Genomic DNA, 22,399 nt, shown 5'->3' with positions numbered 1-22,399 from the left:
GGCTGCGGGCGCCCTCGGCATGCCCGCAGCCGGGACTCGAGCACAGGAGCCGTAGCGTTGAAGGCGCTGGTCAAGGAGAAGGCGGAGCCCGGGCTGTGGCTCGCGGACGTTCCGGAACCGGCCGTCGGACCCGGCGACGTACTGATCAAGGTGCTGCGCACGGGTATCTGCGGCACCGATCTGCACATCCGGTCCTGGGACGGCTGGGCACAGCAGGCGATCAGCACCCCGCTCGTGCTCGGGCACGAGTTCGTCGGCGAGGTCGTCGAGACCGGCCGGGACGTCGCCGACATCAAGCCCGGTGACCGCGTCAGCGGCGAGGGCCACCTGGTCTGCGGCAAGTGCCGCAACTGTCTGGCCGGGCGCCGGCACCTGTGCCGAGCCACCGTCGGACTCGGCGTCGGACGCGACGGCGCCTTCGCCGAGTACGTAGCCCTGCCCGCCGCCAACGTGTGGGTCCACCGGGTGCCCGTCGACCTCGACGTGGCCGCGATCTTCGACCCGTTCGGCAATGCCGTGCACACCGCGCTGTCGTTCCCGCTGGTCGGCGAGGACGTCCTGATCACCGGCGCCGGCCCGATCGGCCTCATGGCGGCGGCCGTGGCCCGGCACGCGGGCGCCCGCCACGTCATGATCACCGACGTGAGCGATGAGCGCCTGGAGCTGGCCCGCAAGGTCGGCGTGAGCCTCGCCCTGAACGTGGCCGAGGCGAGCATCGCCGACGGCCAGCGCACCCTCGGTCTGCGTGAGGGCTTCGACATCGGCCTGGAGATGTCCGGCCGCCCCGAGGCCATGCGCGACATGATCGCCAACATGACGCACGGCGGCCGCATCGCCATGCTCGGCCTGCCCGCCCAGGAGTTCCCGGTCGACTGGGCCCGCGTCGTCACCTCGATGATCACCATCAAGGGCATCTACGGCCGTGAGATGTTCGAGACCTGGTACGCCATGTCCGTGCTGCTCGAAGGCGGCCTCGACCTCGCGCCCGTCATCACCGGCCGCTACGGCTACCGCGACTTCGAGGCGGCGTTCGCCGACGCGGCGAGCGGCCGTGGCGGCAAGGTCATCCTCGACTGGACCGCGTAAGTCTCCGCGTAAGTCATCTGCATTCCTGGGAGCTTTGAGATGTTCGACTCCGTGCGCGACGACCTGCGCGCCACCCTCGACGAGATCCGCGCCGCCGGCCTGCACAAGCCCGAGCGCGTCATCGACACGCCGCAGTCCGCGACCGTCAACGTCAGCGCGGGCGGCCGCCCCGGCGAGGTCCTCAACTTCTGCGCCAACAACTACCTCGGCCTCGCCGACCACCCCGAGGTGATCGCCGCCGCCCACGAGGCGCTGGACCGCTGGGGCTACGGCATGGCCTCGGTCCGCTTCATCTGCGGCACGCAGGAGGTGCACAAGGAACTGGAGGGCAGGCTCTCGGCGTTCCTCGGCCAGGAGGACACGATCCTGTACTCCTCCTGCTTCGACGCCAACGGCGGTGTGTTCGAGACGCTCCTCGGCCCGGAGGACGCGGTGATCTCCGACGCCCTCAACCACGCGTCGATCATCGACGGCATCCGGCTGTCCAAGGCCCGCCGCTTCCGCTACGCCAACCGTGATCTGGCCGACCTGGAAGCGCAGCTGAAGGAGGCCCAGTCGGCGCGCCGCCGGCTGATCGTCACCGACGGCGTCTTCTCCATGGACGGCTATGTGGCGCCGCTGCGCGAGATCTGCGACCTCGCGGACCGCTACGACGCGATGGTCATGGTCGACGACTCGCACGCCGTCGGCTTCGTCGGCCCCGGTGGCCGCGGCACCCCCGAGCTGCACGGCGTGATGGACCGTGTCGACATCATCACCGGCACCCTCGGCAAGGCGCTCGGCGGCGCGTCCGGCGGCTATGTGGCGGCCCGTGCCGAGATCGTCGCCCTACTGCGTCAGCGCTCCCGGCCGTACCTGTTCTCCAACACCCTGGCGCCCGTGATCGCGGCCGCCTCCCTGAAGGTCCTCGACCTGCTGGAGTCCGCCGACGACCTGCGGGTCCGGCTCACGGAGAACACGGCGCTGTTCCGTCGCCGGATGACGGAGGAGGGCTTCGAGATCCTTCCCGGCGACCACGCCATCGCGCCCGTGATGATCGGCGACGCGTCCAAGGCGGGCCGGCTGGCGGAGCTGCTGCTGGAGCGCGGCGTGTACGTGATCGGCTTCTCGTACCCGGTCGTGCCCCAGGGCCAGGCCCGCATCCGCGTCCAGCTGTCCGCGGCGCACTCGACGGACGACGTCAACCGTGCCGTCGACGCCTTCGTCTCGGCCCGGGCCGAACTGGAAGGCTGACGTCCGGCCCGCTCCGGACCTTGCGATAATCGATCTCATGATCGAAGCGCGGCGGCTCCACATCCTCCGTGCGGTGGCCGACCACCGCACCGTGACGGCGGCTGCCGCCGCGCTGTATCTCACCCCCTCCGCGGTCTCCCAGCAGCTTGCTGCCCTGGAGCAGGAGACCGGCCACCGCCTGGTGGAGCGCGGCGCCAAGGGCGTACGGCTGACCCCGGCCGGCGAGATCCTGCTCAGCCACACCAACGCCGTGCTCGCCCAGCTGGAGCGGGCGGAGGCCGAGCTCGCTGCGTACAGCTCGGGCGCGGCCGGCACGGTCACGGTCGCCTCGTTCGCGACCGGCATCGCGCTGGTCGTGGCGCCCGCGGTGGCCCGCCTCGCCGAGACAGCCCCCGGCATCCGCATCCGCGTCCAGGACGCCGAGGGGGACGCCAGCCTGCTGATGGTGCTGGACCGGCAGGTCGACATCGCGGTGGCCGTCGAGTACCGCGGGGCGCCGCCCGCCGACGATCCTCGCCTGGCGCACGTCCCGCTGTACGCCGAGCCCTTCGACGCGGTCGTCCCGGTCAGCCACCGGCTGGCCGACGCCGCCGAGGTCCCGCTCGCCGAGCTGGCCAAGGACACCTGGATCGGCCCCTACCCGGGCAACCCGTGCCATGACGTGGTCGTCCTGGCCTGTGAGAACGCCGGGTTCCAGCCCCGCCTCGAACACTCCTCCGACGACTTCCGCGCGGTCGTCGCGCTCGCCTCGTCCGACGCCGGAGTGGCGCTCGTCCCGCGCTCCGCGCTGCGCGGCATGGACCTCACCGGGGTCGTCGTACGGCCCGTGGACGGGGTGGCGCCCACCCGCCGGGTCTTCGCGGCCGTACGACGGGGAGCCGAGGAGCATCCCCTGATCCGGCCGGTCCTGGAGGCGCTCGACGAGGCGGCCGAGGCGTGAGGCTCCCGTAACATCGCTGTCTCATATTCGGGATACCGTCCCGAATATGAAACGGACGGCAGAGGGTGACGCGGCCCCGGACGCGACCGGCACCCGAATCGAGCCCGAGCCCGGACCCGGCGCCCAGCTCGACACCCGCCTCGGATCCCGCCTCGTGGAGCTGCGGGCCGAACGCGGCTGGTCCCTGGGGGAGTTGGCGGAACGCAGCGGCGTCAGCCGTTCCACCCTCTCCCGGGCCGAGCGGGCGGAGATCAGCCCCACCGCCGCCCTGCTCAACCGCCTCTGCCACGTCTACGGCCGCACGATGTCCCAGCTGCTCAGCGAGGTCGAGTCCGAGCCCGCGCTGCTGGTGCGGACGGCCGAGCAGCCGGTGTGGGAGGACCGATCCGCCGGATTCGTACGGCGTTCCGTCTCGCCGCCGCACACCGGACTGCGCGCCGAACTCGTCGAGGGGCGTCTCGCCGCCGGCGCCGACATCGCCTACGACCGGCCGCCCGTTCCGGGCCTGGAGCAGCACATCTGGGTCCTGGAAGGCACGCTCGACGTCACGGTCCAGGAGGCCGAGCACCGTCTCGGGGCCGGGGACTGTCTGCGGATGCGGGTGTGGGGGCCCACCCGGTTCCGGTGCGCCGGACCGGAGGCGGCGCGGTATGCGCTGGCGGTGGTGCTGCCGTGATCGTGACACGACTGCACGAGGACCAACTCCTGAACCGGATAGGGGACTTGGCCGACCTCCTGGTGGACACCGTGGACGCCGGCGCCTCCGTGGGATTCCTCCGCCCTCTCGACCGCACGGCGGCCCTGACCTGGTGGAAGGAGCGCGCGGGCGCCGTCGGCGACGGACGGCTGGCGGTGTGGGCGGCGTGCCGGGACGAGCGGGTCGTCGGCACGGTCAGCCTCGCCTTCGCCGACAAACCCAACAGCCGCCACCGGGCCGAACTCGTGAAGCTGATGGTGCACCGGGACGCCCGCGGGCAGGGACTCGGCCGCGGACTGCTGACGACCGCGGAGCAGGCGGCGACCGCTGCCGGTGTCACCCTGCTGCACCTCGACACCGAGACCGACAGCCCCGCCGAGTGCCTCTACGTCTCGGCCGGCTGGACCCGCGCCGGGGTGATCCCGGACTACGCGGCCGACCCGGCGGGCGTGCTGCGGCCGACGACGATCTACTTCAAGCACGTGTGACCGGGCGGGAGTCGGTCCGGCCATCGTCGGTCCCGCGCGGAAAACACCCCCGCGTCGATCGGTCGAGGCATGGACGGGTGTCGTCACCTTCCTTCGCGCTGCCACCGGGCGCGGCGGTGGTGCCGTCATGAACTTCAGCGTCCAGAAGCCGGGCCGACCCCTCTCACCAGGTGACTGTCACTGGTGGGCGCTACCGTGCCTCTCATGCCGGATGCCGAAGACGTACGCCGTATCGCCCTCTCTCTGCCGGACACGACGGAGAAGATCGCCTGGAGCATGCCCACGTTCCGGGTCGCGGGCAAGATGTTCGCCACACTGCCCGAGGAGGAGACCTCCATCGCGGTGCGCTGCCCCAAGGAGGAGCGCGACGAACTCGTCATGGCCGAGCCCGGGAAGTTCTGGATCGCCGACCACGAGGCACAGTTCGCCTGGGTGCGGGCCCGGCTCGCCGCGCTGGAGGACGAGGACGAACTGCGCGACATCCTCGCCGACTCCTGGCGCCAGGCCGCTCCGCCCCGTCTGCTGGACGCCCACCCGGAACTGGGGCGGGCGGCGGGCTGAAACCCCTGGGGCGTTGTCAGTGCCCCGTGTCATGATCCGAGAGCAGAAGTGGAAGCCGGGGCGGAGGGGGCCTCGGCTGCCACGGTGACTCGGTCGACGAGGGTGCGGGCGACGGCTCGGCCAGGGAGGGGCTCGGGGCGGGATGAGGGGGAAGCCGGCGGGCAAGGACACCGGAGCGCGGGCGGTCTGGTCACGGGACTTCGCCCTGTTCTTCGTCGCCCGTGCCGTCGCCCAGCTCGGGGACACCATGCTGCCCGTGGCCCTCGCCGCCGGCCTCCTGCAGCACGGGTACGGCGCCGGCGCGGTCGGACTCGCCCTGGCCTCGACATCCGCCGCCTTCGCCGGGCTCATCGTGTTCGGCGGGGTCATCGCCGACCGCTTCAGCACCCGCAGGCTGATGATCGGCGCCGACCTGGTCCGGCTGTGCACCCAGTCCATCGCCGCGGCACTGTTCTTCTCCGGGCACGTGGTCCTGTGGCAGATCTGCGTGATCGGCTTCGTCAACGGCGTCGCGGGCGCCGTGTTCCAGCCCGGCGTCCCCGGCACGGTCCGCCGGCTCGCCACCGACGTCCAGGGCGCGAACGGCACCATGCGCATCGCCGAGGCCGTCGCCCAGCTCGCCGGACCGGCGTTCGCGGGTGTGCTCGTGGGCTTCGCGTCACCCGGCGGCGTGTTCACGGCCCACGCGACCACCTACGCCGTCAGCGCCCTGTGCCTGTTGCTGCTGCGTCTGCCCGCGCCGACCCGGTCGCCGGGCGACGCCCGAGACCGGCGAGGCGCCCGTGCCTTCCGCGCCGATCTGGTGGAGGGCTGGCGGGAGTTCAGAGCCCGCACCTGGCTCTGGGGCGTCATCGCCGTCTGGTGCGTCTACATGATCACCGTGTGGGGCCCGACCGTCCCGCTCGTGGCCACGGAGGTCGTCCAGCAGCACGGCCCCCGCTCCTACGGCCTGATCAACTCCGCCCTCGGCGCGGGCACCGTCGCGGGCGGCCTGCTCGCCCTGCGTCTGCGCCCTCGCCGGATGCTCCGCGCCGGCTCGATAGGTCTCTTCGCCTTCGCCGGCTTCCCGGTGACCGTCGGCGCCGGTCTCGGCGTGCCCGCCATGGCGGCCGGAGCGGCCGTCGCCGGTGCGGGGATGGCCTTCTGGAGCGTGATGTGGGCGACCAGCGTCCAGACCCAGGTCCCGGCCGATGTCCTCAACCGCATCCACGCGTACGACGTCGCGGGCTCCCTGGCGATGATGCCCGTCGGCCAGGCCATCGCGGGACCGGCCGCCGCCACCCTCGGCGCCGGTCATGTGCTCCTGGTCGCCGGAGGGATGAGCCTCGTCGTCGCGGGCGCGTTGCTCTCGGTGCGGTCGATCCGGGACCTGGTGCGGGCCGACGCCCCCGCGGCGGCCCGGTCGGCACCGATGCCGGCGGACGAACGTCTGCGGCCCGAGCCGCACTGAAGGGGACGGGTGCACATAAACGGGTGCGCGACCACCGACCCGAGTGCGGTATTGTTTCCCTGCACGTTGGGCCGGGGGAAACCCCAGGTCAGACGGGCACCGGGACGTGGCGCAGCTTGGTAGCGCACTTGACTGGGGGTCAAGGGGTCGCAGGTTCAAATCCTGTCGTCCCGACGGTGCGAAGGGTCTTCGCAGGCGAGAGCCTGCGGGGGCCCTTTTCGCGTGGGTCGTTTCCGATCTTCGGGGTTGAGCATGCCGCTCATCGGCACCTTTACTCGGAGGCCGGCGAAGATGCCGCTACTGGACCTGGACAAGATCACTGCGGGTCTGTCGAAGACCTGGTCGGGCTTTTTGCGGGACTGGGACCGTTCGTTGCGGGCGGGGAATTATCCGGAGACGACCCGGTACAACTATCTGCTGGCGGCCGCGCAGTTGGCGCGGTTTCTGGGGGAGTATTTGCCGGATCCGGAGGCCGATGACGCGGCTGAGGATCCGACGGAGGTCAGGCGGGCGCATGTGGAGGCGTTCCAGGCGTGGATGATTGAGACGCGGTCGGCGTCGACCGCGCTGAACAAGTACAAGGCGCTGCAGCAGTTCTTCAAGTGGCTGATGCTGGACGAGGGTGAGATCGACCGGTCGCCGATGGAGCGGGTCAGGCAGCCGAAGATGCCGCAGAAGCTGATCCCGGTCATCCGGGGCGAGGAGACCTCGAAGCTTCTTGGCACCTGCAAGGGGAGGGAGTTCGTCCAGTTGCGGGATGAGGCGATCATCCGCCTGTACTGCAACACCGGAGCCCGGCTGTCCGAGGTCGGCAACCTGTTGCTCGAGGACATCGACCTGACGACGGAGTCGGTGCATTTTCACGGCAAGGGCAGCAAGGACCGCCGGGTGCGGTTCGGGCCGCGGACGGCGCGGGCCGTCAGCCGTTATCTGCGTGCCCGGGCCAAGCACAAGGGGGCTGATCTGTCTGACCTGTGGCTGGCTGAGCGGGGGGTGCGGCGGCTGGCCCCCAACGGCATCAAGATCATGCTCAAGCGTCGGGGCCGTGAAGCCGGCCTGGTCAAGCTGCACGCGCACCGGTGGCGGCACACTTTCGCCCATGAGTGGAAGCGAGCCGGGGGCGATACGGGGGATTTGATGCTGCTGCTGGGCTGGACGTCGCAGGAGATGCCGCGCCGCTACGGGGCCAGCGCTGCTGCCGAGCGGGCGCAGGAGGCCCACCAGCGGATCGGGGTCGGTGACCATGTCTGAGCCCGGTGGGATGGCGGCGAGGGGTGGTGCCGTGCGGGAGCAGCAGCTGGCCTTCCGCGCGGTCACCACGATCATCGGTGTGGTGGTGGGGCTGGCGTTTCTGTTCGGCTTCGGCAATGTGTGGGCGCTGGCCCTGCGGCTTGGGGTGTCGGGCTGGGTGGCCCCCCTCGTCGCGCCGGCCGTGGACTTGTCGGTGCTCGCGCTGCTGCTGGCGATCCGCTACCTCGCCCTCTACGGGGCCCCGGTCACGGCCCTGCGCCCGGCCCGCAGGCTGCTGCTCCTGGCCAGCCTGCTGACGCTGGCCCTCAACGTCACCGAGCCACTGCTTGCCGGTGCCTACGGGCGGGCGGCCTTTGACGCGGTCGGTCCGCTGCTGCTGATCGGTTGGGCTGAGGTCGGCCCTGGTCTGCTGCAGGCCATCAGCGGTATCCGTGCCGAGGGCGCTGAGGTTCCGATGGCCACAGGAGAGGGGCCTGGCCGCAGCCGAGAGCGATGGCACCGTGTGCAGCCGCCGCAGGCGATCGGCGCCTTGATCGATGACGGCGATGAACTCCTGGAGCGCGCCCGGGCAGAGGATGCCCTGCACTGGCAGATGCATCGGCGACCGATCTCGGCGGAGACCTTGCGTAAGCGCCTCCGCATTGGGGCCGCGCGCTCTCGCTCACTGGTCGCGATTCTCCGTATGGCGAGCACACCGGAGGCCAAGTCGGTGCTGCGGACTGTGTCTTCGCTGCGGGACGGCAAGCGTGCGGAGACTGGAAGCGGTGGCCGATGCGAGGTGAGTCAAACCGTGCGGCGTTTTGCTGGAAGCGGACGTGAATCCGCAGGCCAGCAGCTACTAAAGAAGTATTAAGCGCGCACAAAGATCTTCACGGGGTCAGGCAGCCAAGGGATGGGATGTAGTTACCGGCGGTGAGTGGCCACCATTGACGAGAGTCTCAGCCGCGGGTCTTGTCCAAGATGGGACAGCCGTCCCGTCGGATTGCTCAGCGTTTGGCGGCGGTCCGACCATTCCGCTGACGCTATGGAACGAAACCGGCAGGACAGTTCGTTCGCGCCTGGGGTGTCCTGGGCCTGAGCTGCACCGCTGCTGACCTGGGCGTGAGCGTTCGCGCGCGCGGAACTCTGCCCTCCAGTTCCCCCGATTTCCCGGGAGTTCCCGCGCAAGTGTGCACTGGTTGTGCACTGGACGCGGCGGGAGCGAGGGCGGGATGAAGGAGCCGGAGGAGGGGCCCGGCCCTGGTCGTAGGTACGCACTCGACGCTGCTGCGTGGACGCGGCCCCTGTGCGCTCTGGTGGTCGCAGGAGTCGCTGCGTACGCGTCGTACGAGCACCAGCGGGACTTCGCCCGGCAAGGAGGAGCGGATGCGGTGAGCGCCGCGTTGTGGCCGCTCTCCGTGGACGGACTTCTGCTCCTGGCGACGATCGGCCTGTTGAAGCCTGCGGGTCCTTCCAGCCGGCGCGCGATGGGCCGTGTGGTCGGCCTTTCTGCTGGGAATTGCTGTGTCACTGGCCGCCAACGTGGCGGCAGCGCCGACTTTGGAATGGAAGCCGGTGCTGGTCGCCGGGTGGCCGCCTGTGGCGCTGCTTTTCTCGGTCGAGCTTCTGGCACACCGCCCGGACCATCGGTTGATGCGAGGGGAACTTCAAGGGGAAGGAGTGCGCGTAGCGGAAAGGCAAACGGCGCGGCGGGTCGACGACTCCCTGCTGGAGAGGGCCCGGACGCTCGATGCCCGGCATCGGGAACTCCATCACCGCCCTGCGTCCGCCGAAACGTTGAGGAAGGAGCTGCGGATTGGTGCGGCTCGATCGAGGTAGCTCACCGCGTTGGTCAGGGGGATCCGCATTGGTGGTCGGGACAGTCAGGGACTGTATGATCAAGCGGCCAGGACTGAGCGGCGCCACTCCCGGTGAAAGCGGAGAAGGCGTCAGAAGGTTCTTCGTCTGCTGGTAGTACATCCTGGCTGGTGGTGTGACCAGGGAAAATGAGCGTCGGTCTCGCGATAGGCCGAGAGTTGGCCCGCGCATGGTCGGGATCTTGCAGGTCGGCCTTTGCCACAACGTTCGCAGCACCCTGCTGTGGCGGTGGCGCGGTGGTCTGGTCTGGGAGGCCAGACCACCGACACACCGGCTACTACCACGAGTACCCGGTTTAATAGCGATGTTCTCGTATTGCCGCAGGTCAGAGGGGTGCACCGAGGGCGCGGTAGTCGACGGGGTCGTATCCGGGTCGAATCGTACGCACAGTAAGCGGCGCGTCCCTGGTGATCGAGAACTCCTGGATCGTCCCAGCTCGGACTGAACCCGGCGTACAGCCCGACTCGTCTGCCGCTCATTGTTTCCGCTTGTCCGGGATGCCCCCACGCGAAGCAGAGGGCCAAGGCCGGTGTACAACCTCGCGTGCGACGACCATCTCCGCCCGATCGTCCAGCACCGCGTGCCCGGGTCAGCCGACGACAGGAGCACTCGTCTTCTCACGCAGTTCGTCGAGGGTCACACCAGGTGCCAGTTCGACGAGTTGGCACCCCTCGGCCGTGACGTCGAGCACGGCCAGGTCGGTGATGATCCGCTGCACCACTCCCTGCCCGGTTAGTGGGAGGGTGCACTCCTCGACGATCTTGTGGGAGCCGTCCTTGGCGACGTGCTCCATGAGGACGATCACGCGCTTGGCGCCATGGACCAGGTCCATCGCGCCGCCCATACCCTTGACCATCTTCCCGGGCACCATCCAGTTGGCCAGGTCGCCCGTGGCGGACACCTGCATGCCACCGAGCACGGCGGTGTCGATGTGGCCGCCGCGGATCATGCCGAAGCTCTGGGCGGAGTCGAAGAACGCCGCCCCGGGGCCGACCGTGACGGTCTCCTTGCCGGCGTTGATCAGATCGGCGTCGACCTCGTCGGCGGTCGGGTACGGGCCCGTGCCGAGGATGCCGTTCTCGCTGTGCAGCGTGACCCGGACCCCCTCCGGGAGGAAGTTCGGGATGAGCGTCGGCAGGCCGATGCCGAGGTTGACGTACTCGCCGTCACGCAGTTCCCGCGCGGCGCGCGCCGCCATCTCCGACCGTGACCAACCGTTCTGCTGCTCGCTCATGCGTCCTCCCGGACGGTCCGCTTCTCGATGTGCTTGGTCTGCGGGCCGGTGTGCACGATCCGCTGGACGTAGATGCCGGGCAGGTGCACCTGGGCCGGGTCGATCTCACCGGGCTCCACGAGTTCCTCGACCTGTGCGACGCAGATCCGTCCCGCCATCGCGGTGAGCGGGTTGAAGTTCATCGTGGCCTTGTTGAAGACAAGGTTCCCGTCGGTGTCACCGACCTTCGCGTGGACGAGCGCGAAGTCGGCGACGATGCCCTCCTCCAGCACGTACCGGCGGCCGTGGAACTCGCGGACCTCCTTGGGCGGCGAGGCCACCAGGACGGTGCCGTCCTGGTCGTACCGCCAGGGGAGACCGCCCTGGGCGACCGGTGTGCCCACCCCGGCGGGGGTGTAGAACGCGGGGATGCCGGACCCGCCCGCGCGCAGCCGCTCGGCCAGGGTGCCCTGCGGGGTGAGCTCCACCTCCAGCTCACCGGAGAGGTACTGGCGGGCGAACTCCTTGTTCTCCCCGACGTACGACGCCGTGACCCTGCGGATCCGGCCGAGGTCGAGGAGGATGCCGAGCCCGATGCCGTCCACACCGCAGTTGTTGGAGAAGACCTCCAGGTCGTCGGCGCCCTGCTCGGCCAGCGCCTGGATCAGGACGTCCGGTATCCCCGAGAGTCCGAACCCGCCGACGGCGAGCGAGCTGCCCGGGGCGATGTCGGCGACCGCTTCCGCGGCCGTGGGCACCGTCTTGCTCATCACGCCTCCTGCTTGCTGCTGGTGATCCGGCCGCGGGCTTCGCCGAAGCCGATGCGAGTTCCGTCGGCGCCCGGGGCGGTGGCGGTGAGGACGATCTCGTCGCCGTCCTCCAGGAACGTGCGCTCCTGGCCGTTGACCGTGATGGGCTCCTTGCCGCCCCAGGTCAGTTCGATGAAGGCACCGCGCTGCTCCTTCTCCGGGCCGGAGATGGTGCCGGACGCGAACAGGTCACCGGTGCGCGAGGGCGCGCCGCCCACGGTCTGGTGGGCCAGCATCTGGGCGGGGGACCAGTACATCGCGGCGTACGGCGGCCGGGAGACGACCTGACCGTTCCAAGCGACCGTGAGGTCCACGTCGAGGCCCCACGGCCGCTCCATCCGCAGGTACGGCAGAACAGCGGGTTCCTGGACCGGGGTCGGGACTCGGGCCGCGTCCAGGGCGGGCAGCGGCACCACCCACGGAGAGATGGTCGAGGCGAACGACTTGCCCAGGTTGGGGCCGAGCGGGACGTACTCCCAGGCCTGGATGTCGCGCGCGGACCAGTCGTTGAAGAGCACCACGCCGAAGATGTGCCGCTCCGCGTCCTCGGCGCCGATGGACTCGCCCATGGCGTTGCCGGTGCCGAGGACGAAACCGAGCTCGGCCTCGATGTCGAGGCGGGTCGACGGACCGAAGACCGGGGCCGGGTCCTGGGGGCCCTTGCGCTGTCCGGAGGGGCGGATGACGTCCGTGCCCGACACGACGACGGAGGCCGCGCGGCCGTGGTAACCGACCGGCAGATGCTTCCAGTTCGGCATCAGCGGGTCCGGGTTGTCGGGCCGGAAGAGCCTGCCCAGGTTCGAGGCGTGGTGCTCGGAGGCGTAGAAGTCGACGTAGTCGGCGACCTCGAACGGCAGGTGCAGGGTCACCGCGCCCAGATCGTGGACCGCCTCCACAGGGACCTGGCCCTGGAGCCGCTCGGTGACAGCCGCCCGGACCTCGACCCAGCGGGCGTGACCCTGCGCCATGAAGGCGTTGAGGCTCGGGCGGGCGAAGACGTCGTCGTCGAGCAGCACGGCCAGGTCGATGACGTGGTCGCCGTAGCGGGTGGCCACGCGCGGCTCCTGACCGGGCGTCGTCGAGTAGACGCCGTACGGCAGGTTGGCCAGGCCGAACAGGGAGTCGGCCGGGACGGTCAGCTGGATGGTGCTGGTCATGCGGACACCTCGGTCAGGTCGGCGATCGTCGCGGCGGGCAGCAGGCCCAGTCCGGCCGACTCGGTGGCGGGTTCGGCGACGGAGCAGGTGCCGAAGGAGCGGAACTGGTCTCGGACTCGGGGCGACAGGGCGCGGACCCGCTCGGCGACCCGGTCGCCGTCGCGGTCGGCCAGCAGCTCGGCCAGCTCCTCCTCCTCGGCACCCTTCAGGGCCGCGTCGGTGGCCACGAGCAGGTTGAGGAAGCCGTGTTGCTCGAATCCGGTCTCCGGATCGGTGTTGCGCAGCGCGTGGTGCAGTCCCGCGGTCGCCTTGAACGCCACCCCGGCCCGCGTCGCGGCAAGGACGGCCGCGGCGAGTTCACGCTCGTCGGGGTAGAGCTCGGCGCGGACGCCTCCGGTACGGAACTTGGCCAGATACGGCGTCCCGGCGAGCTCGCCGATCAGCGCCTCGCGCCGCTCGTCGCGCGGCACCTCGACATAGACGGTGAGGTCGGAGTCGTCGTCGACCGCCTCGAGCAGGGCGGGTCCTACGGCGTCGGCAGCGACGTCGTCCGGTACGGCGACCTCCAGCCCGACCAGCCGCACGGCCGGGATGCGGGCCGCCGCGGCGAGAGCGTCGGCGACGTCGGGCAGCGCAACGGTGACCGAGAGGTCGAAGGAGCTCTCGGGAAGGTCGGCGGTCAGCTCGGCGAGCCGGTCGACGTCCTTGGCGGCGAGGACGAACGCGCCGACCAGCCGCGCATGGGCGCCGCGGGTGTGCGCCACGTGCGCCGCGACCGCCTCCTCGATCGGCAGACTGCCGGGCGGGAAGACCGCCGCGTCGTCGAGCAGTCCGGCAAACGCCTGGGGCACCTGCTGCTCGCTCATCGGTTCTGCTCCCAGGAGAAGGCGTACGTCCCGTCGTCCGTCGCGCGCGCGGCCTCACCGAGCTGCAGGGGACGGAAGGTGTCGACCATGACCGCGAGTTCGTCGAAGAACTCCGCCCCGATCGAGCGCTCCATCGCGCCGGGCTGGGGGCCGTGCGGGTGGCCGCCCGGGTGCAGCGAGATGGAGCCCTGTCCGATCCCGGAGCCCTTGCGCGCCTCGTAGTCGCCGCCGCAGTAGAACATCACCTCGTCGGAGTCGACGTTGGAGTGGTAGTACGGCACCGGCACGGCCAGCGGGTGGTAGTCCACCTTGCGCGGCACGAAGTTGCAGATCACGAAGTTGTGGCCCTCGAAGACCTGATGGGCCGGCGGCGGCTGGTGGACCCGGCCCGTGATCGGCTCGAAGTCACGGATGTTGAACACGTACGGGTACAGGCAGCCGTCCCAGCCGACGACGTCGAAGGGATGGTTCGGCAGGGTGTGGACCGTTCCGACGACGCCGCCCGGCCCGCGGTGCTTGATGTACACCTCGACGCTCTCGCCCTCGGCGAGCTTGGGCCCGGCCGGGAGGCGGAAGTCGCGCTCGCAGTACGGCGCGTGCTCCAGCAGCTGGCCGTGCCGGGACAGGAAGCGCCGCGGGGGCCCGATGTGCGAGTTGGCCTCGATCGCGTAGATGCGGACGGTCCCGTCCGGGACGATCCGGTACGTGGTCGCCCGCGGGACGATCACATAGTCGCCGTCGCCGGCCTCGAGGTCACCGAAGACCGTCTCCACGCGTGCCCGGCCGTCCTCGACGTAGAGACACTCGTCGCCGATCGCGTTGCGGTAGTACGGGCTGACCGTGTCGGCCACGACGTACGCCAGCCGTACGTCGTCGTTGCCCAGCAGCAGCCTGCGGCCGGTGACCGCGTCGACGCCGGACTCGTCGTCGGCGAAGAGCTTGTGCGTGGAGAGATGGCGGGGGACGAGGGGGTGGTTGGGGACCAGGGTCTGGTCCCCGATGTCCCACACCCGGTACTCCCGCACCGCCGACGGAATGTGCCGGTGGTAGAGCAGCGAGGAGTCCGAGGAGAAGCCCTCCTCGCCCATCAGCTCCTCGTAGTAGAGGTTTCCGGCCGGGTCCCGGTGCTGGGTATGGCGTTTCGGCGGAACCGTCCCCGCCTGGTGGTAGTACGGCACGTGTCTCTCCCTTGTGCGCTCAGCGCACAGATTTGTGCGATGACAGCAACAAAATTGACGGTAGGTCCGGGGTGGCGGCCCAGTCAAGGTCCGGCCCGTGGTCCCGGACGCCGCCCGTGCGTTTGACGTGGCTTAACGTGGCGCCCGAAGAAGCTCTGTCGTTCTCTCGGAGGTGTTGATGGCCACCCTGCAAGGTCTGGACCGTGGGCTTCGGGCGCTGGACTTGATCTCTCTGACGGCGGACGGCCTGACGGTGGCGGACCTGGCGGCGCAGCTGGAGATCGATCGGGCCGTCGCGTACCGGATCGTGCAGACACTTGAGGAGCACACGCTGGTCTCGCGGCAGGGCAAGCGGGTGCGGCTCGGTGCCGGCGCCGCCACGCTGGCGGGGCGGTTCCAGCAGCAGCTCGTCCTGGTGGCCCAGCCTGTGTTGCAGGAGCTCGCCGATGCCACCGGTTCCTCCGCCTTCCTGACGTTGGCACACGGCGCGCGCGAGTGTGTCCCCGTGGCGGGTGCGCAGCCGACCGTCCAGCACGGTCCGGTCCAGGTGGGCTACCGCATCGGTGTCAGGCATCCGTTGGGGCGCGGGGCGAACGGCATCGCCATCCTCGCGCTTCAGCCGCCGGTGCCGGACGAGCCGGAGGAGATCGTCCGGGCCCGGGAACTGGGCTACAGCGTCACCTCGGGACAGCTGCAGCAGGGTGCCACCGGGATCGCCGCGGGGTTCGAGGTGCCGGGCACGGCGGGCGCCTCGGTCGGCGTGGTGGCCATGCACGGGTTCGACGTCGAGGCGGTCGCCGCCGAGGTGAAGGCGGCGGCCTCGCGGCTGTCGTCGCTCAGCAAGGCCTGACGGCCTCCGGCATCACGGGGTGTCCCGGTAGGCGGGGGACCGCCCGGGCGTGCGGCGATGGCGCGACTGCAGCAGCGGCAGGACGCGGGGCGCCACGACCACGGACAGCACGATCACGCTCGTCGAACGGGCCACCGTGGGGGAGCGGTTCAGTTCGAGCAGTGTCTCCTGAAGGTCCTCGTGGGACGAGGCCGCCAGTTTGCACAGGACGTCGGAGGCGCCCGTCGTCGCGTACGCCTCCAACACGGTGGGCAGGGCGGCGAGTTCGGTGGCGACGTCGTCGAGCGCACCCTGGGCGATCTCCAGGGTCACGAAGGCCTGGACCGGGAATCCCGCCGCGCCCACGTCCAGCTCGGGGCCGAATCCGACGATGACCCCGCTGCGCTCCATCCGGTCCAGTCGGGCCTGCACCGTGCCGCGGGCGACCCCCAGCGTCCGCGACAGTTCGAGAACGCCGGCGCGGGGGCTGTCCCGCAGCGAGCGGAGCAGGTCGAGGTCCAACGAGTCCAGCGGCTGCGCCTCAGCCATGACGATCACCCACTCTCAACTAGGCAGATTGTATATATGAAGGCGTCTGGAGGGTGGCAAGCTGAGCAGCTTGAACAGATCAGAAGGCAACTCTTGTGCAGGTGAGGGCGTCCGGTGTGTTCTACCGCCACGCGCCGAGAAGACGCCACACCGAAAGGGATGACGTATGAGCATCGAACAGACCCTCACCAGCCAGGAACGGCTCGCGGAGCTCGACCTGCAGCAGCTCAAGCAGTTGGTCGGGCTCGTGGAGTACGACGCCGAGGGCGACCCCTTCCCGGTGACCGGGTGGGACGCGGTGGTCTGGTCGGTGGGCAACGCGACGCAGGCGGCGCTGTACTACCAGGCGGTCTTCGGGATGGAGCTGATCGCCTACTCCGGCCCGGAGACCGGCAACCGTGACCACCACGCGTTCGTGCTCCGCTCCGGAGCGGTCCGGTTCGTGCTCAAGGGCGGCGTCGACCCGGACAGCCCGCTGCTCGACCACCACCGCCGCCACGGTGACGGCGTGATCGACATCGCCCTCGAGGTCCCCGACGTCGACAAGTGCATCGAGCACGCCCGCGCGCAGGGCGCGACCGTGCTGGAGGAGCCGCAGGACGTCACCGACGAGCACGGCACCGTCCGGACCGCGGCCATCGCCACGTACGGGGAGACCCGCCACACCCTGGTGGACCGCTCCCGCTACACCGGCCCCTACCTGCCCGGCTATGTCGCCCGGACCTCCAGCTACGTGAAGCCCGAGGACGAGCCCAAGCGCATCTTCCAGGCGCTCGACCACGTCGTGGGCAACGTGGAGCTCGGCAACATGGACGAGTGGGTCGGCTTCTACAACCGCGTCATGGGCTTCACCAACATGGCCGAGTTCGTCGGTGACGACATCGCCACCGAGTACTCGGCGCTGATGAGCAAGGTCGTCGCCAGCGGTAACCACCGGGTGAAGTTCCCGCTGAACGAGCCGGCGGTCGGCAAGAAGCGTTCGCAGATCGACGAGTACCTCGACTTCTACCGCAGCCCTGGCGCCCAGCACCTCGCCCTCGCCACCAACGACATCCTCAGGACCGTCGACATCCTGCGGTCCAAGGGCATCGAGTTCCTCGCCACCCCGGAGAGCTACTACACCGACCCTGAACTGCGCGCCCGCATCGGCAACGTCCGCGTGCCGATCGAGGAGCTCGCCTCGCGCGGCATCCTCGTCGACCGTGACGAGGACGGCTACCTGCTGCAGATCTTCACCAAGCCGATCGGTGACCGGCCCACGGTGTTCTTCGAGTTCATCGAGCGCCACGGCTCGCTGGGCTTCGGCAAGGGCAACTTCCAGGCTCTGTTCGAGGCGATCGAGCGCGAGCAGGAGAAGCGCGGCAACTTCTGAGAGCTGCCCGGGCCGTCACGTCGTGGTGGGGCGGGGGCCGCGCGCCACGCGGCCCCCACGCCGTTCAGGCACGCAGCCCCCGCCCCGTTCACGTACGCGGCCCCTGTGGAACCGGTACGGGCTCCTCCCTTGCTTCGGCGTCCGGCCGCTGCCGGGCGAACCGGCGTGTCAGCAGGCGCAACGCGTCGGCCCCTGCGGGCACCAGCCCCCGCGGGAGGAAGAGCACGGCGAGCACCAGCAGGAGTGCGTAGACCGCGTACGAGAACACCTGCGGAGCGTGGGCGGGCATGCCCGGCTGCGAGCCGACGTCGTTCAGCCACTGCACCAGCAGGGTGATGGACGAGGCACCGACCAGTGGTCCCCACACAGTTCCGAGGCCCCCCACCACGGCCATGACGACGAACTGGATGGACAGCAGCACTCCGAACGATCCCGGGGCGAGGTACGCCATGAAGAAGGCGAAGATTCCGCCCGCGAGCCCGGCGAACGCCGCCGAGAGGCCGAAGACCGCGAGCTTGTAACGTCCCACCGGCACCCCGGAGGAGGCCGCCGCCATCTCGCTGGTGGCCAGCGCCCGCAGGCCCCGGCCGGGGCGGGAGCGTACGACGTTCCTGGTGAGGAGCATGACCAGGAGCAGTGCCAGCCAGGCCGCCCAGGCGTAGCCCCGGTACCCGGAGATCTCCTGCGAGCCGATCCCGAGGGCGGGGATGCCGCTAAGGCCGATATCCCCGCCCAGCCACTCCTCCTGTCCGATCACCGCCAGCAGGATGAGCTGGAACGCCAGCGTCGCGAAGGCGAGATAGTGCCCGCGCAGGCGGAGCAACGGCACACCGACCAGCAGACCGATCAGGCCGGCGACGACGGGCGCACAGGCCAGCCCGAGCAGGGTCGGTTGGCCGTGGATCGCCATCAGCGCCGCGGTGTAGGCGCCCACGGCGTAGAACGCTCCGTGACCGAGGGAGATCTGCCCGGCGTAGCCGAGCAACAGGGACACCCCGGCGGTCACCACGGCGGAGAGCAACAGCTCGGTGTAGATGGTGAGTTGTGGGGTGTCCAGCAACAGCGGCAGTACCGCGGTGACGACGGCGGCCACCACGGCGAGCCCGGTGCCCACCAGCTCGGCGGGTGTCAGTCGGCGGTTCATACCGCCTCCTCGGCCATGGCCGGGGTGCGGGCCGCGCGCCACACCATGATGCCGAGCATGAGCGCCAAGGCAACCTCGATCTCGTAGGACGCGTTGATGTAGCCGCCGACCATCGACTCGGAGACGCCCAGCACGAGCGCGCCGAGCAGCGCCGTCCCGAAGCGCATCAGACCACCGAAGATGGCCGCCGCGAAGCCGTTGACGGCCAGCAGGGCGTCGGAGTCGAAGGACAGGGGCTGGACAGGGGTGATCAGGATCCCGGCGAGCCCCCCGAGGAGGCCGCCGATGGCGAATGCCAGCAGGCCCATGCGCGTGGGGTTGATGCCGGACAGCCGGGCCGCGTACGGGTTGGACGAGCAGGCGGTCAGTGCCTTGCCGACGTAGGTACGGGCGAAGAACACGGCGAGCACGGCATAACTGACCAGGGTGACGCCGATGATGACGAACCGTTGCCACTGCACGTGCGCGCCCCAGAAATCAGCCGAGCCATCGGCCATGGTGTATGACAGCGGCTGATCACCGAAGAGCATGATCTCCGCGGCGTAGGCGCCGATGGACAGGCCCAGGGTGATGATGACCGATGCCAGCGGCGGGGTGCCCGGCCTGCCGATCGCGATGGATCCGATGAGCAGACCGAGCGCGGCCGCCGCCACCAGGGCCACCGCTTCCGAAAGGCCGTGCGGGAGGCCGTGGCTGAGCAACTGCGCTGTGGCCATCCCTCCCAAGACGGCGAACGTGCCCTGGGCGAAGTTGACCACGCGAGTGACCCGGTGGATCAGCACGAAGCCGCTGGCGACGAGGGCGAACGTGCAGCCGAGCGCGATGCCGGACACCAGATAGGCGAGGAAAGAGCTCATGGGGTCGAGTTCTCCAGGTGAGTCGGCGAACCGGTGCTGGTGATCCCGCCCAGGTAGGCGCGCGCGACCTCCGGGCTGCGGGCCAGGTCCCCGCTGGACCCCTCCGCGACGATCCGTCCCGACTCGATCACGTAGGCCCGCGCGCACAGGTCGAAGGCGAGCCGGGCGTTCTGCTCGACGAGCAGGATCGCCGTGCCCTGCCCGGAGTTGAGTTCCCTCAGATGGCGCGCCAGGTCGGCGACCACCAGGGGCGCGAGTCCGAGTGACAGTTCGTCGATAGCGAGCAGGTCGGGGTCGGCCATGAGTGCCCGGCCGACCGCCACCATCTGCTGCTCCCCTCCGGACAGCGTCCCGGCCAGTCGCCGCCGCAGGACGGCGAGGCGGGGCAGGATCTCGTAGATGCGCCGTGGATCGCGGTTGCGGGAACGCCAGGCGCCCAGCCGCAGATTGTCCTCCACGGACAGGTCGGCGAAGACCTGCCGGCCCTCCGGCACGTGGGCGAGCCGGCCGTCGAGACGGATCGTGCCGCCGGCCGGCCGCACGATCCCGGACAGGGCGTTCATCAGTGTCGACTTGCCGGCTCCGTTGGGGCCGACCAGGGCGACCATCTCGCCGCGGTCGACCCGGAGACTGACGCCGTCGAGGGCGGTCGCCGACCCGTAGCGGGCGACGATGTCATCGACTTGGAGCATTGTTGTTCTCCTGATCGCTGTTCTCCGGGCTGCTGTTCCCTTGAGCGCCGTCCTCCTGGCCGCTGTTCTCCTGGCCGAGGTAGGCGGAGATGACCTGCGGGTCGCGGCTCACTTCCGCCGGTGTGCCCTCGGCTATGACCTTGCCGAGGTCGAGGACGGTGATCCGGTCGACGAGGTTCATCACGAAGCCGACGTCGTGCTCGATGAGGAGCATCGTCATGCCCTCCTCGTGCAGGTCGTGGAACAGGTCGGAGAGCGACTCGCGTTCGGCCTGGCGCAGCCCCGACGCCGGCTCGTCGAGCAGCAGCAGAGCCGGCTCCCCGCACAACGCACGCGCCACCTGCAACCGGCGCTGCTGCCCGAGCGGAAGGGACTCGGCCGGGACGTCGGTGAAGTCGGTCAGGCCGACCCGCGCCAGCGCCGCCTCGGCGCGCTCGGCGATCAGCCGCTCCTCTCGTCGGTGCGCCGGCAGCCGGAGGGCGGCCGAGGCGAATCCGTGCCGTGTCCGGGCGTTGGCCCCGACCATGACGTTCTCCAGGGCGGTCATGCCGCGGAACAGCCGGGCACTCTGGAAGACGATGGCGATGCCCTCGCGGGCGCGGCGGTGCGGTGCCACGCCCGCGAGAGGTTCACCGCGGTAGGTGATCCGGCCGTGGCTGGGCGCCAGATGACCGGCGATCAGGTTGAACAGGGTGGACTTGCCCGCCCCGTTGGGGCCGATGATCCCGCGCAGTTCGCCTTGCGACACCGACATCGTGACGTCGTCCACGGCGAACACCCCGCCGAAGGAACGCGACAGGTTCTCGGTCGTGAGCATGTCTTCGGCCTCCCGCCGGATCACTGCGACAGGCTCGTCTGGAGCTGCTGCTTGGTCCAGTCGGTCGGGACGATCTTTCCGTTGGTGACGGTGTTGATGGCGACCTGGTCGGGTCCGAGTCCCGCGTGGTCGCTCGGCGTGTACTTGTAGGTGCCCTGAGGGGTCAGCAGGGTCAGCTCGTCGAGCGCGGCCGCGATCTTCTCGGGATCGGTGCTGTCCGCCTTCTGGATGGCCGCCGCGATGAGCTGGACGGCGCAGTAGCTGTCGAAGGCGAACCCGGGCGGGTAGTCGCCGTTGGCCTTCTCGAACGGCTCGACCATCTTCACCACGGAGTCCTTGAGTTCGGAATCCGGCAGGTCGTTGCCGATGGTGCCGAGCGAGCTGGCCACGATGATGCCCTCAGCCGCGGCGCCCGCCGGTTCGATGAACAGCGAGCTGGATTCGGCGTGGCTGAAGACCAGCTTCATGTCCCCCATGCTCGCGGCGGCGTACTGCTTGGTGAGGATGACCGCCGGCGCGCCGGTGGCCCACACCATCAGGCCCTTGGCGCCGCTGCCCCGCACATGCTGGAGCACCGCGGTGAAGTCGGTCTGGGTGGTGGTGAACGTCTCGGTGGCCACGAAGTCGATGCCGTACTCGGCGGCCTTCGCCTTCATCTTGTCCCAGCCCGTCGTGGCGAAGGAGCTCTTGGTGTCGTAGGCGACCGCCATCTTGGTCATGCCGCTCGCCTTGAAGTACTTGAGCAGCTGCTCGCCGACGACTCCCGCGGTGGGCGGGGTCATGTAGACGTAGGGAGAGGGCGGCTCGACCTGCTGGTCGGCGGCGGCGGGTGAGACGTAGGGAATCTTGCGCTGTTTGGCCAGTGGCTGGACGGCGAGTGCCGCGTTGGAGAAGGGAGTTCCGATGAACGCGGCGGCGCCTTCGGTGGCGAGGCTGTTGAAGGCGGCGATGGCCTGTTGCGGGTCGCTCTCGTCGTTCTTGACCGTGATCTTCAGCTTCCTGCCCAGGACGCCGCCCGCGGCGTTGATCTGATCGACCGCCAACTGCGCGCCGAGCTTGTTGTTCTGGCCGAGCGGGGTGTAGTTCCCCGTCAGAGAGGCGATCTGGCCGATCTTGATGGGCCCGTCGTCGGAGCTGCCGCCGGACGAATCACCGCAGCCGGCGACGCCGAGGGCCGCTGTCACACAGAGCGCGATGAACTTGCTGGTCTTTCGCATGGGTACGCCCTCCACTTCGGGGTGTCCACACCGCCGCCGCCCCGAAACGAAAGTCACCACGGCCTGGAGTACGGGCACGGAACCTCCTGGGAGCCAGCTTGACGTGTTCAACTCCCGTAACGCCGACCGCTGGGAC

Annotated in this window: 23 protein-coding genes and 1 tRNA gene; 13 read left to right on the top strand and 11 right to left on the bottom strand. The window is 69.9% G+C overall.

Going from position 1 to position 22,399, the window contains the following annotated elements; all coding sequences use genetic code 11:
- The first annotated feature begins 57 nt into the window (after positions 1 to 57).
- From tdh to ACGFW6_RS44435, 11 genes are all read left to right on the top strand, one after another.
- On the top strand, positions 58 to 1,086 hold the full coding sequence (tdh, locus tag ACGFW6_RS44485; protein ID WP_393523347.1) for an L-threonine 3-dehydrogenase: 1,029 nt from the start codon (positions 58 to 60) through the stop codon (positions 1,084 to 1,086).
- 39 nt (positions 1,087 to 1,125) lie between these two features.
- Entirely contained in the window at positions 1,126 to 2,319 is a 1,194-nt protein-coding gene (locus ACGFW6_RS44480; RefSeq protein WP_393523345.1) for a glycine C-acetyltransferase, read from the top strand.
- 37 nt (positions 2,320 to 2,356) lie between these two features.
- Positions 2,357 to 3,259 (top strand): LysR family transcriptional regulator, encoded by a 903-nt coding sequence (locus ACGFW6_RS44475; protein ID WP_393523343.1) that lies wholly within the window; start codon positions 2,357 to 2,359, stop codon positions 3,257 to 3,259.
- A gap of 46 nt (positions 3,260 to 3,305) precedes the next feature.
- Complete coding sequence (locus ACGFW6_RS44470; protein WP_393523341.1) at positions 3,306 to 3,935, top strand: helix-turn-helix domain-containing protein; 630 nt, start codon at positions 3,306 to 3,308, stop codon at positions 3,933 to 3,935.
- A complete protein-coding gene (locus tag ACGFW6_RS44465; RefSeq protein ID WP_393523339.1) occupies positions 3,932 to 4,444 on the top strand; it encodes a GNAT family N-acetyltransferase in 513 nt (170 codons plus the stop codon). Before ACGFW6_RS44470 ends, ACGFW6_RS44465 begins: the two co-directional genes overlap by 4 nt.
- A 204-nt stretch (positions 4,445 to 4,648) precedes the next feature.
- A complete protein-coding gene (locus tag ACGFW6_RS44460; protein WP_393523337.1) occupies positions 4,649 to 5,005 on the top strand; it encodes an MmcQ/YjbR family DNA-binding protein in 357 nt (118 codons plus the stop codon).
- 142 nt (positions 5,006 to 5,147) lie between these two features.
- Complete coding sequence (locus ACGFW6_RS44455) at positions 5,148 to 6,455, top strand: MFS transporter (protein ID WP_393523336.1); 1,308 nt, start codon at positions 5,148 to 5,150, stop codon at positions 6,453 to 6,455.
- Positions 6,456 to 6,555: 100 nt separating this feature from the next.
- A tRNA-Pro gene (locus tag ACGFW6_RS44450) sits at positions 6,556 to 6,629 on the top strand.
- A gap of 78 nt (positions 6,630 to 6,707) precedes the next feature.
- Positions 6,708 to 7,706 carry a tyrosine-type recombinase/integrase gene (locus ACGFW6_RS44445; RefSeq protein ID WP_393523333.1) on the top strand — a complete coding sequence of 333 codons (999 nt, stop codon included), beginning with the start codon at positions 6,708 to 6,710 and terminating at the stop codon, positions 7,704 to 7,706.
- A 31-nt stretch (positions 7,707 to 7,737) separates the two neighbouring features.
- Positions 7,738 to 8,559, top strand: coding sequence for a SpdA protein (locus tag ACGFW6_RS44440; protein WP_393523330.1), 822 nt, complete (start codon positions 7,738 to 7,740; stop codon positions 8,557 to 8,559).
- Between the two features lie 358 nt (positions 8,560 to 8,917).
- Positions 8,918 to 9,583, top strand: coding sequence for a DUF2637 domain-containing protein (locus tag ACGFW6_RS44435; protein WP_393523328.1), 666 nt, complete (start codon positions 8,918 to 8,920; stop codon positions 9,581 to 9,583).
- A gap of 569 nt (positions 9,584 to 10,152) precedes the next feature.
- Here ACGFW6_RS44435 and ACGFW6_RS44430 read toward each other — a convergent pair.
- Genes ACGFW6_RS44430 through ACGFW6_RS44410 form a run of 5 tightly spaced genes read right to left on the bottom strand, consistent with a single transcriptional unit; the run spans position 10,153 to position 14,786 of the window.
- Entirely contained in the window at positions 10,153 to 10,797 is a 645-nt protein-coding gene (locus tag ACGFW6_RS44430; protein ID WP_393523325.1) for a CoA transferase subunit B, read from the bottom strand.
- Positions 10,794 to 11,546 (bottom strand): CoA transferase subunit A, encoded by a 753-nt coding sequence (locus ACGFW6_RS44425; RefSeq protein ID WP_393523322.1) that lies wholly within the window; start codon positions 11,544 to 11,546, stop codon positions 10,794 to 10,796. The genes ACGFW6_RS44430 and ACGFW6_RS44425 overlap by 4 nt, the downstream gene beginning before the upstream one ends.
- Positions 11,546 to 12,742 (bottom strand): fumarylacetoacetase, encoded by a 1,197-nt coding sequence (gene fahA / locus ACGFW6_RS44420; RefSeq protein ID WP_393523320.1) that lies wholly within the window; start codon positions 12,740 to 12,742, stop codon positions 11,546 to 11,548. The genes ACGFW6_RS44425 and fahA overlap by 1 nt, the downstream gene beginning before the upstream one ends.
- Complete coding sequence (locus ACGFW6_RS44415; RefSeq protein WP_393523317.1) at positions 12,739 to 13,608, bottom strand: hypothetical protein; 870 nt, start codon at positions 13,606 to 13,608, stop codon at positions 12,739 to 12,741. The genes fahA and ACGFW6_RS44415 overlap by 4 nt, the downstream gene beginning before the upstream one ends.
- The gene (locus tag ACGFW6_RS44410) at positions 13,605 to 14,786 is read right to left on the bottom strand and encodes a homogentisate 1,2-dioxygenase (protein WP_393523314.1); all 1,182 of its coding nucleotides are present in this window, start codon (positions 14,784 to 14,786) and stop codon (positions 13,605 to 13,607) included. Before ACGFW6_RS44410 ends, ACGFW6_RS44415 begins: the two co-directional genes overlap by 4 nt.
- Positions 14,787 to 14,964: 178 nt before the next feature.
- Here ACGFW6_RS44410 and ACGFW6_RS44405 point away from each other — a divergent pair, with 178 nt between their 5' ends.
- Entirely contained in the window at positions 14,965 to 15,636 is a 672-nt protein-coding gene (locus ACGFW6_RS44405; protein ID WP_393523312.1) for an IclR family transcriptional regulator, read from the top strand.
- A gap of 12 nt (positions 15,637 to 15,648) precedes the next feature.
- Here the strand turns inward: ACGFW6_RS44405 and ACGFW6_RS44400 are convergent, their stop codons facing one another.
- Positions 15,649 to 16,164: an Lrp/AsnC family transcriptional regulator gene (locus ACGFW6_RS44400; protein WP_393523309.1), complete on the bottom strand. Its 516-nt coding sequence runs from the start codon at positions 16,162 to 16,164 to the stop codon at positions 15,649 to 15,651.
- A gap of 166 nt (positions 16,165 to 16,330) precedes the next feature.
- Between ACGFW6_RS44400 and hppD the strand changes: the two genes are divergently transcribed.
- Positions 16,331 to 17,536, top strand: coding sequence for a 4-hydroxyphenylpyruvate dioxygenase (gene hppD / locus ACGFW6_RS44395; RefSeq protein WP_393523307.1), 1,206 nt, complete (start codon positions 16,331 to 16,333; stop codon positions 17,534 to 17,536).
- An 88-nt stretch (positions 17,537 to 17,624) separates the two neighbouring features.
- On the opposite strand, the gene ACGFW6_RS44390 is transcribed toward hppD, so the two are convergent.
- The 5 genes from ACGFW6_RS44390 to ACGFW6_RS44370 are packed head-to-tail and all read right to left on the bottom strand — an operon-like array spanning position 17,625 to position 22,263.
- Positions 17,625 to 18,680, bottom strand: coding sequence for a branched-chain amino acid ABC transporter permease (locus ACGFW6_RS44390; protein ID WP_393523304.1), 1,056 nt, complete (start codon positions 18,678 to 18,680; stop codon positions 17,625 to 17,627).
- Positions 18,677 to 19,537 (bottom strand): branched-chain amino acid ABC transporter permease, encoded by an 861-nt coding sequence (locus tag ACGFW6_RS44385; protein ID WP_393523301.1) that lies wholly within the window; start codon positions 19,535 to 19,537, stop codon positions 18,677 to 18,679. The genes ACGFW6_RS44390 and ACGFW6_RS44385 overlap by 4 nt, the downstream gene beginning before the upstream one ends.
- On the bottom strand, positions 19,534 to 20,229 hold the full coding sequence (locus tag ACGFW6_RS44380; RefSeq protein ID WP_393523298.1) for an ABC transporter ATP-binding protein: 696 nt from the start codon (positions 20,227 to 20,229) through the stop codon (positions 19,534 to 19,536). The genes ACGFW6_RS44385 and ACGFW6_RS44380 overlap by 4 nt, the downstream gene beginning before the upstream one ends.
- Complete coding sequence (locus ACGFW6_RS44375; RefSeq protein WP_393523296.1) at positions 20,213 to 21,046, bottom strand: ABC transporter ATP-binding protein; 834 nt, start codon at positions 21,044 to 21,046, stop codon at positions 20,213 to 20,215. Before ACGFW6_RS44375 ends, ACGFW6_RS44380 begins: the two co-directional genes overlap by 17 nt.
- Before the next feature lie 20 nt (positions 21,047 to 21,066).
- Positions 21,067 to 22,263, bottom strand: coding sequence for an ABC transporter substrate-binding protein (locus tag ACGFW6_RS44370; protein WP_393523293.1), 1,197 nt, complete (start codon positions 22,261 to 22,263; stop codon positions 21,067 to 21,069).
- Positions 22,264 to 22,399: the final 136 nt, after the last annotated feature.

It is taken from the genome of Streptomyces sp. Y7, assembly GCF_043195415.1.
In the GTDB taxonomy this organism is placed as follows: domain Bacteria; phylum Actinomycetota; class Actinomycetes; order Streptomycetales; family Streptomycetaceae; genus Streptomyces.
Note: the sequence above shows the minus strand (reverse complement) of the source record. Positions and strands in the feature narration are given on the sequence as shown.